This window comes from Nocardia sp. NPDC006044, from assembly GCF_042871115.1.
Lineage (GTDB): Bacteria > Actinomycetota > Actinomycetes > Mycobacteriales > Mycobacteriaceae > Nocardia.
Genome location: NZ_JBIAID010000001.1, coordinates 3454032 through 3466203 on the forward strand (window position 1 = coordinate 3454032; position 12172 = coordinate 3466203).

Sequence of the window (12172 nt, forward strand, 5' to 3'; positions counted from 1 at the left end):
CATGGAGACGGCAACGCTCTGGCTGCTGCCCGCCCTGCCCCTCGCAGGCGCGATAATCCTGCTGCTCTCCGGTCGGTTCAGCGACAAGTGGGGACACCTGCTCGGCACCGTGATGGCGCTGGCCGCCTTCGTCGTCGCGGGCGTCGGCTTCTTCGACATGGTCGGCCGCGCCGACGCCCAGCGCGGCATCCACACCGACCTGTTCAGCTGGGTTCCGGTGGCCGGGCTGCAAGCCGACTTCAGCCTCCAATTGGACCAGCTGTCCATGTGTTTCGCGCTGCTGATCACCGGCGTCGGCTCGCTGATTCACATCTACTCCATCGGCTACATGAGTCACGACCCGGGTCGTCGTCGATTCTTCGCCTACCTCAACCTGTTCCTCGCGGCCATGCTGCTGCTGGTGCTGGCGAACAACTACCTGGTGCTCTATCTCGGCTGGGAGGGCGTCGGCCTCGCGTCCTACCTGCTGATCGGGTTTTGGTACCACAAGCCGACCGCGGCCACCGCCGCCAAGAAGGCGTTCGTGGTCAACCGGGTCGGCGACATGGGACTGGCGATCGCCATGTTCGTCATGTTCTCCACCTTCGGGTCGATCAACTTCACCGATGTGTTCGCGGGCGCGCCGCAGGCCGGGGAGGGAACGCTCACCGCGATCGGGTTGCTGCTGTTGCTCGCCGCGTGCGGTAAGTCCGCGCAGGTGCCGCTGCAATCCTGGCTCGGGGACGCGATGGAGGGCCCCACACCGGTGTCGGCGCTCATCCACGCGGCCACCATGGTCACCGCGGGTGTGTACCTGATCGCCCGCTCGGGTCCGATCTTCGACCTGGCGCCCGACGCGCGACTGGGTGTGGTGCTGGTCGGCGCGGTGACGCTGCTGTTCGGTGCGATCGTCGGTTGCGCGAAGGACGACATCAAGAAGGCCCTCGCGGCGTCCACCATGAGCCAGATCGGTTACATGGTGCTGGCCGCGGGCCTCGGCCCGGCCGGCTACGCCTTCGCCATCATGCATCTGCTCACCCACGGGTTCTTCAAGGCCGGACTGTTCCTCGGCGCGGGTTCGGTGATGCACGCGATGGACGACGAGACCGACATGCGCCGCTACGGCGGACTGCGCAAGCTGCTGCCCATCACCTACGTCACCTTCGGGCTCGGTTACCTGGCGATCATCGGGGTGCCGCCGTTCGCCGGGTTCTTCTCCAAGGACAAGATCATCGAGGTGGCGTTCAACCAGGGCGGCGCAAGCGGTTTGACGCTCGGCACGGTGACGCTGCTCGGTGCCGGACTCACCGGCTTCTACATGACCCGGGTCATGATGATGACGTTCTTCGGCGAGAAGCGCTGGAAGCCTGATACCCATCCGCACGAATCCCCCGCGGTGATGACCGGGCCGATGATCCTGCTGGCCATCGGATCGGTCGCGGCGGGTGCGCTGTTCGCTTTCGGTTCCTCGTTGCAGAACTGGCTGGAACCGGTGGTCGGCGCGCATCACGGCGAGGAAACCGTCCCGGCGGGTGTGGTCACCGCGCTCGCGCTGGTGGTCGTCGCGATCGGCGTCGGCTTCGCCTACTACCAGTACGCACAGCGCGAAATCCCGGAGACCGCACCGGAATCGGCGTCCGCGCTGACCCTCGCGGCCCGCAGGGACCTCTACGGTGACGCGCTCAACGAGGCGGCGTTCATGCGGCCGGGCAGCTATCTGACCCGCGCGCTGGTATTCCTCGACAACCGCGGCATCGACGGAATCGTCAACGGGACGGCCGCGCTGATCGGTGGCCTGTCCGGCCGAATCCGGCGCGTCCAAACCGGATTCGTGCGGTCTTATGCCCTGTCCATGTTCACCGGCGCCGCTCTGGTCGCCGCCGCGCTGCTGGCGGTGCGGCTGTGGTGAGCGTGTATCCCTGGTTGCCCGCGTGGTCGCGCCCCTTGCCGTTCCAGCGCGCGCCCCGCATGTCCATGTTCACCGGCGCGACCCTGGTGGCCGCTGCCCTGCTGGCGGTGAGGTTCAGGTGACCGACTTTCCCTGGTTGACCACAGTGTGGTTGGCACCAGTGATCGGCGCGATCGTGGTGCTGCTGCTGCCCGCGGGGCAGCGACTCCTGGCGCGGATACTCGCGCTGGTGGTGTCGGTGGCGGTGCTCGCGGTCGCCATCGTGCTCGCGGTGCAGTTCGAACCCGATGGGGCGCAATATCAATTCGTCGAGGACCACGAGTGGATCCCGGCGTTCGGCGCCGGGTACACCGTCGGGGTCGACGGGATCGCGCTGGTGCTGGTGCTGCTCACCACGGTGCTGGTGCCGTTGCTGATCCTGGCCGGCTGGCACGACGAGCGGGAGGTCGGCAGCGGGCGGCGAGTGTCGCACACCTACGTCGCGCTGACCCTGCTGGTCGAGGCGATGGTGCTGATCTCCTTCGTCTCGCTCGACATCCTGCTGTTCTACGTGTTCTTCGAAGCCATGCTGATCCCGATGTACTTCCTCATCGGCGGATTCGGGCCGCGGTCGGCGAATCCGGAGATGCGTCAGCAGCGGTCCAGGGCCGCGGTGAAGTTCCTGCTGTACAACCTGTTCGGCGGGCTGATCATGCTGGCCGCGGTGATCGGGTTGTACGTGGTCACCGCGCGCGACGGACTCGGCGCGGACTCGGCGGGCACCTTCGATTTCCGCGCGGTGGTCGCCGCGGCCAACTCCGGACAGCTGACGGCGGCGCCCGCGGTGCTCAACGCGCTGTTCCTCGGGTTCATGTTCGCGTTCGCGGTGAAGGCGCCGCTGTGGCCGTTGCACACCTGGTTGCCCGACGCTGCGGTGGCCGCGACGCCGTCGAGCGCGGTGCTGATGATGGCGGTGGTCGACAAGGTCGGCACGTTCGGCATGCTGCGCTACTGCCTGATGCTGTTCCCGGACGCGTCGAGTACCTATGCGCCGCTGGTGATCACGCTGGCCGTGATCGGCATCATCTACGGTGCGCTGCTGGCCATCGGGCAGACCGATGTGATGCGGCTGATCGCCTACACCTCGATCTCGCACTTCGGGTTCATCATCCTGGGCATCTTCGCGATGACCAGCCAGGGACAGACCGGCGCCACGCTGTACATGGTCAACCACGGCATCTCCACCGCCGCGCTGTTCCTGGTCGCCGGATTCCTGGTGTCACGGCGCGGGACCCGGCTCATCGCCGACTTCGGCGGCGTGCAGAAGGTGGCGCCGATCCTGGCCGGCACGTTCTTCATCTCCGGTCTGGCCACCCTCTCGCTGCCCGGCCTCGCGCCGTTCATCAGCGAATTCCTGGTGCTGGTCGGCACATTCGCCCGCTACCAGGTGGCCGCGGTGATCGCGACCGGGGCACTGGTGCTCGCGGCACTGTACGTGCTGTGGATGTATCAGCGGATGATGACCGGGCCGGTCAAGGAGGGCAACGAACGCATCTACGACCTGGTGCCCCGCGAGCTCGCGGTGGTGGTGCCGTTGATCGCGGCGCTGCTGTTCCTCGGCGTCTACCCGAAACCGATCCTGGACTTCATCAATCCCGCGGTGAGCCAGACGTTGACGACCATCGGCAAGCACGACCCGGCACCGGCGGCGCCCGCGCTGCCCGAGGCCGGTAAAGCCGAACATTCCGGAGGAGCTAAGTGACTTCCTTGGACTACGGAAACACTCTCGCCGCGGCGATTCCGGCGCCGGGCGTCGAATACGGGCAGCTTTCACCGATGCTCATCGTGCTCGGCGCCGGCGTGGTCAGCGTGCTGGTCGAGGCGTTCATGGGGCGGCGGTTCCGGTTCGGCGCGCAGCTGCTGCTGAGCCTGGCCGGGTTGATCGCCGCGCTGGTCGCGGTGATTCTGCTGGCGGGGACCGAGGCCACCGCGATGAGCGGTGCGGTCGCCGTCGACGGGGTGACGCTGTTCCTGCAGGGCACCATTCTGGTGGTCGCGATCCTCGGCGTGCTGTTCATGGGCGAGCGCGGGGCCGAGCCCCGGGTCGAGGCGCGCAGCGGGCCGGGCACCTGGAGTGCGGCCGCGGCGACGCTCGGGCGCGGGGTGGATGCGTTTACGCCGCAGGCTTCCTCGGTGCCGGGCAGTGCGATGGAGCGGGCGGCGGTGAAAGCGGGGATCGCCACGACCGAGGTGTTCCCGTTGACGTTGATCGCGGTCGGCGGGTTGCTGCTGTTCCCGGCGTCGAATGATCTGCTCACCATGTTCGTCGCGCTCGAGGTGTTGTCGCTGCCGCTGTATCTGCTGTGCGGGCTGGCCCGGCGCAAGCGGTTGCTGTCGCAGGAAGCGGCGCTGAAGTACTTCCTGCTCGGGGCGTTCTCGTCGGCGTTCTTCCTCTACGGTGTGGCGCTGCTGTACGGGCAGGCCGGGACGGTCCGGTTGACCGGGATCGCCGACGCCATCGCGCTGCATCCGGACAACGCGATGCTCGCGTTGCTGGGGGTGGCGTTGCTGGCGGTGGGGTTGCTGTTCAAGATCGGTACGGTGCCGTTCCAGTCCTGGGTGCCGGACGTGTATCAGGGTGCGCCGACGCCGGTTACGGCGTTCATGGCGGCGGCGACGAAGATCGCGGCAGTCGGTGCGCTGTTGCGCGTGCTGCAAGTCGCGGTGCCGGGGTTGAAGGACGACTGGCGGCCGGTGCTCGCCGCGATCGCCATCGCCACGATGGCGGTGGGCGCGGTCATGGCCATCACGCAGACCGACGTGAAGCGGATGCTCGCGTATTCGTCTGTGGCGCATGCCGGTTTCATTCTGACCGGCTTGGTCGCGGCGAACGACAAGGGTGTTTCGGCGATCCTGTTCTACCTGGTGGCTTACGGGCTGGGGACGGTGGGTGCGTTCGCCGTCGTCAGCCTCGTGCGCGACGCCTCCGGTGAAGAGGCCGGGGCGTTGTCCCAGTGGGCCGGGCTCGGTCGCCGGTCTCCCTGGCTCGCCAGCGTTTTCGCCCTGTTCCTGCTGTCGTTCGCCGGGCTTCCGCTGACGAGTGGATTCGTCAGCAAGTTCGCGGTGTTCGAGGCAGCGGCCTCGGGCGACGCGACCTTCCTGGTGATCGTCGGCGTGATCTGCAGTGCGATCGCCGCGTTCTTCTACATCCGGGTCATCGTCCTGATGTTCTTCACCGACCCGCCCGCCGACGCCCCGATCGTGGTCTCCCCCTTCCTGACCACCACCGTCGTCGCCTTCGGCGCAGGCGCCACCCTCATCCTCGGCATCTTCCCGCAGCTGCTGCTGGACCTGGCGGATCGGGCGGCGACGTTCGTCCGGTGAGGTAGTCATCGCCCTACATCTGCCGCACACCCGAAATCGGGTGTGCGGCAGATTTGTTTCGGGGTCCGCCGACAGCTCAGCGCATCAGGTCAGGGGCCTAGCGCGCGGCCGCCGTCCACGACGAGTCGTTGGCCGGTGATGAACGAGGTCGCGGGGGCGGCGAAGAAGCTCACGGCGGCGGCGATGTCTTCGGGGGTGCCCATGCGGGCGGCGGGGACCGTGGCGAGGTAGGCGTCGCGGACGGTGTCGGGGACATCGGCGTGGCGTTCGACCGGGATGAAGCCGGGGGCGACCGTGTTGACGGTGATGCCGAAGGGAGCGAGTTCGCGGGCCCAGCTGCGGGTCAGGCCGATCTGCGCCTGCTTGGCGGTGGCATACGCGGAGCGGCCCGGCGGCGGGCGGTCGGCTACTTCGGAGTCGATATGCACGATCCGGCCGTAGCGGCGTTCCCGCATGCCGGGGATTATCCGATGGCCGAGCAGGATCGGGCTCTTGACGAAGAAGTCCAGTTGCGCAAGGTGATCCGGCCAGGTGACGTCGGTGAGCGGCGCTTCGGGCTGCGGTCCGGTCGCGTTGAGCACCAGCACGTCGACCGGACCGAGGCGGTCGGTGATCGTGGTGACGAGCTCGCGAACCTGGTCCGCATCGGTGACGTCCGCCGAAATCGCCTCGGCGGCACCGCCGTCGTCCCGGATCGCGCGAACGACGGCGGCCGCCTTCTCGTCGTCGTGCAAACCATTGACGACGACAGCCATCCCGTCAGCGGCAAGCCGCCGCGCGATCGCACTCCCCAACCCTCGCGAACTCCCCGTCACCAACGCGACCCGCCGAGGCACCACCATGTTCTCGATCATTCCACGTCTGCGCCGGTAATCCGTTGACAGCGAACAGATCAGGAGTCCCAGCATTTATTGGTGTAACTGCTGGTTTTCGAGACCTTCGGGACGCACACGAAGTCTCCGGAGTGCACGTTGGTGTAGTCGCTGTGGTAGGTCGGCTGCCAGGAGCCGCAGCCGACGTCAATGGAGTACCAGGAGTTCTGGTTGACTTCCTCGCGGTACCAGCCGACCCGGTAGGGCCCCTCGATCTCCCAGATGTAGGCCCACCCGCTGCGGTCGCCGGCGTTCATCCACACGCCTTCGACACGCTTTCCGTTACCGCAATCGACCGAGCCGCTCGCCGAGGCGGAGGCCGGCCCCGCCACTACGAACGGCGCGATACCCGCGGCGAGCACGACCGCTGCGCCGGCGGCCATTCGGCGAATACTGCGGCCGTGATCGGCGTTTCTCATCGAGTCTCCCTCGTCTCCGGCCGACATCGCCGCGGTCACGGCAGGTCGGCGCAGAGAACTACCCTCACACCGATGATGTCGGACGGGTATCCGCTGTTCGATCGACTGGGATGGTTGCGGCCGGCCGATCTGGGCGTACCCACAACGTGGGTTCTGCGAGGCGATGTAGACCTCTTACCTCGCGGGACGCGCTATTCGGAGACGGCTGCCCCGGTGTGAAGAGCCAGTCCGGACTGGGGGGCGACTTCGGCGTGGAGGAGGCCGGCGTTGTCGATCTGGTAGGTCGGGCCGGTGCAGGTTCCGGCTCGGAGGGTGCCGTGCATGACGTCGCAGTACCGGCCTGCGGGGAGGGAGGTTCGGTAGGTGTCGGTGGCTGAGGTGTCTTCGCCGTTGAGGATGAGGTAGCCCTCGGCGCCTCGGCCGAAGGCGATGCGGTTGGCGCCGTTGTCGGACCAGTGGGTTACCGGTTGACCTTGGACCTGGTGGCGGAAGGCGACCATGGGGCCGATGCCGGGCCAGGCGTGTTCGCATTGCCAGTGGCCGTCGCCGCACTGGGCGTCGGTGGCGCGGCCGAGTGGGTCGGACGGGGGTGCTTCGTCATAGGAGTTGAATGCGTAGCCGCTCAACACTTTTGGACGACCGTAGGGCCAGGCGAGCATGAACGCGTTGGCGAGGGTGTAGCGGTCGCCGTCGGCGTAGGTGAGGGTGGTGCCTTGGTGTTCGGTGTCGTGGTTGGCGACGAAGACCACGGATTTGTCGGAGGGCAGAGCGGAGTCGAAGGTCCGAAGGCCGGCGAGGCGGCCGTGTCGGAAGATGGCGCTCAGGGTGCCTGCGTAGCGGAGATCCATGACGGCGCCGGTGGCGAGGTACTCCTCGGGTTGCACGGCTTCCTGCCAGCCGTAGATGACCTCCTGGTAGACGTAGGCCGGTCGGGTCAGACGCTGTTCGATCGCCGCAAGATCCTCTGGCGCAATATATTTGGCCGAGTCGATACGGAAGCCGTCGACGCCGAGGGACAGCAGATCGTTGAGGTAGCCGGCGATGCGGTCGCGGACGGAGTCGTCGCCGGTCGCGAGATCCGCCCCGTTGAACGACTGGCAGTTGAAGACCTGGTAGCGGTCCGCGAGGTTCGCGACAGTGTTCCCCGGTGTGCCGCAATGATGAAAGTCGCGCTCGGTGTAGGGCACCGCCGGGTACAGCTCGTGGCAGTACGGCGTGAGTCCGCTGCCGACCCCACAGCCTTCCAACGCGGACATGTTGTTGATCACCGCGTCGATGTAGACCTGCACCCCCGCCGCATGGCAACTGCGCACCATCGACGCCAGCTCATCCCGCGTACCGAACCTACTGTCCAGCTTGTAGGACACCGCGGAGTACCCCTGCCACCACGGAAACCCCTTTTCCGGCCACACCGAATGCTCCTCCGGCGGCGAAGTCTGCACCGCGCTGTACCCCAGCGGTCCCAGCGTCGCCTGACACTCCCGCCCGATAGACCGCCAGTTCCACCCGAACATCTGCGCGATCACTCCCTGCTCAGCCACCTCCTCAGCGGCGACCTCGCCCGGAACCCACGTCGTCGTCACCGCAGTGACCAGCGCGAACACGCATACCCGGAACATGCGCCGACTGTATCCGAGCACCCGATTCCCCCGACCTCCCCTCCAGCCCGACGCGCCGAACCGGCAACCCAGCGCCGAGCCACTCACTCGCCTTCCACACACGAGGCACCACCGACCACGCTCGCGCCGATTGGGCCATGACAGCAACCCGACTCGCTTGCGCCGCCATGCCCCACCCTCGACACCTATCCGCCCGGCGGGACATGAGGACAGTCCCACTCTCTCTTCGCCGCCGCCATGCCCCACTCGGCAGCCACCTATCCGCCGAACGGGACATGACGGCAACCCCACTCGCTGTTCGCCGCAGCAGTGTCCCGTCCGGATTCCGCCGCCTCGCCGGGCGGGACATGACGACAAACCCCCGCTCTTCACCGCCGTTTTGTCGAGTCCGGCGGCAGATGTTCGCCGAGCGGGACATGGCCACAATGCAACTCGCGTTTCGCTGCTGTCATGGCCGATCTGACCGCTCCACTATCTCCCGGTCATCGGTCGGGTTGCCGTCGAGCGGGATCTGGTTGTGCTGACACGCCGGCAACTGCAATCTCACGTCCCGTTCGAGGTCCATCTATGCACCGGGCGGGACATGAGGACGGGTCCGATCACCTTTCGCCGCAACTATGTCCCGTTCTGTGGATCGGCGGACGAGGTTGGGGCGCTGGCTGGTGGAAGCTCGCCGAGCGGGCTCCGTAAGCGCGCTGTCGACGCCCGCCTGTCCCGCTCGGCAGGCCGCCTTTCGCCGGGCGGGACATAGTGGTGGGTCTACTCGTACTTTGCCGCGACCAGGTCCCGCTCGCGGATTGGGTTGGCCGCCGTGGGACGTAGTGGAGTCGATTCGCCTTGATGATCCGACGGGCTCAGCGGTTGGTCAGGTTGCGAGCGGGGTCGTCGTGATCGACTACGGTGCCGGCGGGCAGGACGTGGCCGCCGGTTGGTAGGCACGGGGATCCCTTCGGTTGACCGCTCGGGCTTACGCGGGACGGTCGCCCCACGGGTTGCGGGCTCGGTAGGGCGTCGGCGAGCCGCCGCCGCTGCGCTACCCGCCGAAAAGTTCGACGACATACCGGCTCTCATCGGGTAAGCCTTGCCGCGCAAGCCGTCTGGGCCGGAGGGGCTTTCCCCGGCGACCACCCGCGTCCAACTTGGCGAACTGCATGAACTCCATGCGTATCTCCTGACAAATCTCCCAGTGACGTGGCTCTCAGCGCATGGCAACGTCACTCAGCGTGAGAATTGCAGCGTGGCGTCTCGGACGGTCGGTACAACAGGGGCGTGGGGAGCGCCGAAATGGTTGGGCGGCAACGGTGGTGATGTCGGTGGTGGCCGCCGGGCTGGTCGCGCCGGGATCGGCGGCGGCGGATGCGCCGCCCGCCTCGGCGGCCACGGATCGGCAGGAACAGCCGATCGCGACCCGCGACGGAATCGCGGTGTCCTACGTGAGTTTCCGGCTGCCGTTACCGGCCAACGCGCCCGCGCATCCGGAGGCCTGCGACCGCACCGGGTATCTGCGGTATCGGCCGGTCGGCGGGCCGGAGAATGCGCGGGACGCGGACGCGGTGGTCGTGCAGCAGCAGGGATTGGCCGGTGGCGCAGTCAATTCCGAGGGCGTGGCGGGCAACACGGTGCGCTCGGCGAAATCTCTCGGTCGAAACATCGAGTTCTGGTCGCTGGCCCGGCGCGGGTCCTGCTTGGATGAGACAGCGGGCTTCGACTTCGCCTTGCAGACCGGGAACTACCTGGACGCGGTCGACTACTACTTCAACGGCAAGCCGATCGACGGCCGTATCTTCCCCGGTTTCAAGGCCTCGCAGGACCTGCCGATTCTCGATTCGATCGGCGTGGAGCGGGTGATCCGGGACCAGTACGAGATCATGCTGCACGAGCTGCCGGATCAGGCCGAGCGGCAGCGCAAATACGTCTGCACCGGCATCTCGATGGGCGGGATGGTCACCGGGCTCTTCTCGGACTGGGACTTCGACGGCAACCCGGCCACGCAGGCCGACGCGGGCTACAACCAGTGCGCCGCGTTCGCCGCCCAGGACACGATGGTGTCCTCGGATCCGGCCGCGATCCAGAACACGCCGTTCTTCCACGACCTCACCGACGCGCTCATGAGCCCGACGAACAACGTGCTGAAGGCCGGTTTCGACAGCGGCGTGCTGCCGATGCGCACCCTCGGCCCGGTGCCGGTGATCGGCACGAAGGCGATGGTGCTCTACCGGTTGGCCGGTCTCGCGGCGCATCTCGCGCCCGACGAGGAGAGCCAGCTGCTCGCGCACCTGCACGATCCCGAAATCGAGGCGACGCTGACCACCATGTTCGGCCAGACCTGGGCTGCGGTGGCGACCGGCGGCGCGGACGGTTCGGGCACCATCCGCGACTACCGGTTCACCAACGCGGCGTTGCTCGGCACGTTCATCGACAACAACTCCGGCAATTTCGCGCTGCTGCAACAAGGCGTCGGCGCGCTGTCCGGCGGGCCGGTGCAGGAGAAGACCTTCCCGAACGGCGGTGGGGCGACGCAGATTCCGGCGCTGGGCAACTACTTGCGGATCAGCGCGGGCCCGCAGACGCGCGTCGCGCCGACCGACCGGAACGCGCTCTACACCTGGCGCAACTACAACGACGTGGTCGGCGTCCCGTGGACCGCGCCGAACCGAGAGACCGCCGACATCCACGAGGTGGCAAGGCAATTGGGCACCGGCGCGCCAACGGCCTACTGGGAGACCTACTTTCCGCTGCGCATGATCATCGATCTCGGTGCCGGCCTCACCGGCGCGCGCAGCGGGGACATGGTGAATCTGCGCTACCACAACATGAGTCGCACCAAGCCGAACTTCGTCGCCTTCGCCGGTGACAGCGTGGTGCAGTACGGCGTGGGCACCTGGGTGCCGACCCCGCCGACGGCGCAGGTGGAGACCCTGCCGGGCTACACCCACATCGATACGATCGGCGCGGCCGCGGTGCAGAACAACGGCAAACCGGACTACAGCGGGCAGTACCTGGCCGAATTCATCCGGGGTCTCACTTAAGCCCGGGTGGTGACACCGGACGGCCTCGCCCTCATCAGGTCGCCCGGTCCGCGTCCTGGACGGCGGTGAGGGCAGCGCCGCTGTCCAGGACGTCCCGATGGATCAATCGAGTACGGCCCGCAGCCGGGTCACGAAAGCAGCGGGATCGTCGACGAATCCGGCGTGCCCGCCCGGGAACAGCGTCGGCTCGATGCCGATCTGCGCGGCCAGCGCCCGGGTCGTGCGGTCGCAGAACTGGTTCGCCGAAGCCTCGCCGATTCCGGCGATCACCCGGACCGGGGTCGCGCGCAACGCGGCGAGATCCGGTGCCCACCAACTGGTTCCCTCGATCTCGTGCAGGTACCAGAAGCGTTCGCTGGCGACATCCGCCGGCGCGCGGTCGCCGCCGAACATCTGCTCGAGCATCGGCTCGGGCATCGCGATATTCGCGTTCGCGAAGAACTTGCGCCACGCGCCGAGCACGTCACCGCTGGCGTAGGTGGCGACGAGATCATCTGTCCCGGAGCGCAATTCGGCGTGGTTGTCGAGTACGAGGTGGAGCGGGGGCTCGTGGGCGATGGCGGTGCTGAGCAGTTCCGGGTGCGCCTGGACCAGCGCCAGCGTGGTGACCGCGCCGCCGCTGGAACCCAGGACCACCGCCGGGCCCGCGTCGAGGTGGGTCAGGATGCGGGCGAGGTCGTCGGCGCGCAGTTCCGGGGTCGAGTCCTGCTCGGGGTCGTCGAGGACGCTGCCGTGGTGCCCGCGCGGGTCCATGGTGAGCACGGTGTGGTCAGTGGCGAGCAGTTCGGCGGCCGGGGCGAAGGATGCGGCGCGCATCGGGGAGCCGACCATGGCGATCAGCGGTCCGCTGCCGCGCAGCTCGTAGTGCAGGCGGGCGCCGGGGACATCGAGCGTGTGGGTGGCGACGGACGAGGTCTGGGTCATGAGTTCTCCTCTGCGTTGGAGCTGTGTGCTCATGACTTTCGACGGTGGGCGCGTTCGG

General features: G+C 67.6%; 9 protein-coding genes. 5 read left to right on the forward strand and 4 right to left on the reverse strand.

Annotation, left to right across the window (positions count from 1 at the left end; translation table 11 throughout):
* Position 1: 1 nt before the first annotated feature.
* The 4 genes from nuoL to nuoN are packed head-to-tail and all read left to right on the forward strand — an operon-like array spanning position 2 to position 5251.
* Complete coding sequence (nuoL, locus tag ACFYO1_RS15745; RefSeq protein ID WP_387231049.1) at positions 2-1888, forward strand: NADH-quinone oxidoreductase subunit L; 1887 nt, start codon at positions 2-4, stop codon at positions 1886-1888.
* On the forward strand, positions 1885-2010 hold the full coding sequence (locus tag ACFYO1_RS15750) for a hypothetical protein (RefSeq protein WP_387231050.1): 126 nt from the start codon (positions 1885-1887) through the stop codon (positions 2008-2010). Before nuoL ends, ACFYO1_RS15750 begins: the two co-directional genes overlap by 4 nt.
* A complete protein-coding gene (locus ACFYO1_RS15755) occupies positions 2007-3629 on the forward strand; it encodes an NADH-quinone oxidoreductase subunit M (RefSeq protein WP_387231051.1) in 1623 nt (540 codons plus the stop codon). The genes ACFYO1_RS15750 and ACFYO1_RS15755 overlap by 4 nt, the downstream gene beginning before the upstream one ends.
* Positions 3626-5251, forward strand: coding sequence for an NADH-quinone oxidoreductase subunit NuoN (nuoN, locus tag ACFYO1_RS15760; RefSeq protein ID WP_387231052.1), 1626 nt, complete (start codon positions 3626-3628; stop codon positions 5249-5251). Before ACFYO1_RS15755 ends, nuoN begins: the two co-directional genes overlap by 4 nt.
* 89 nt (positions 5252-5340) lie before the next feature.
* Here nuoN and ACFYO1_RS15765 read toward each other — a convergent pair whose 3' ends face one another.
* The 3 genes from ACFYO1_RS15765 to ACFYO1_RS15775 form a co-directional block, all read right to left on the reverse strand.
* Entirely contained in the window at positions 5341-6159 is an 819-nt protein-coding gene (locus tag ACFYO1_RS15765; protein WP_387231053.1) for an SDR family NAD(P)-dependent oxidoreductase, read from the reverse strand.
* Complete coding sequence (locus tag ACFYO1_RS15770) at positions 6144-6542, reverse strand: hypothetical protein (RefSeq protein ID WP_387231054.1); 399 nt, start codon at positions 6540-6542, stop codon at positions 6144-6146. The genes ACFYO1_RS15765 and ACFYO1_RS15770 overlap by 16 nt, the downstream gene beginning before the upstream one ends.
* Before the next feature lie 191 nt (positions 6543-6733).
* A complete protein-coding gene (locus tag ACFYO1_RS15775; RefSeq protein WP_387231055.1) occupies positions 6734-8161 on the reverse strand; it encodes an alpha-amylase family protein in 1428 nt (475 codons plus the stop codon).
* Positions 8162-9384: 1223 nt separating this feature from the next.
* Between ACFYO1_RS15775 and ACFYO1_RS15780 the strand changes: the two genes are divergently transcribed.
* Positions 9385-11190 carry a hypothetical protein gene (locus ACFYO1_RS15780; RefSeq protein WP_387231056.1) on the forward strand — a complete coding sequence of 602 codons (1806 nt, stop codon included), beginning with the start codon at positions 9385-9387 and terminating at the stop codon, positions 11188-11190.
* Between the two features lie 102 nt (positions 11191-11292).
* Here the strand turns inward: ACFYO1_RS15780 and ACFYO1_RS15785 are convergent, their stop codons facing one another.
* The gene (locus tag ACFYO1_RS15785) at positions 11293-12114 is read right to left on the reverse strand and encodes an alpha/beta fold hydrolase (RefSeq protein ID WP_387231057.1); all 822 of its coding nucleotides are present in this window, start codon (positions 12112-12114) and stop codon (positions 11293-11295) included.
* Positions 12115-12172 lie beyond the last annotated feature (58 nt).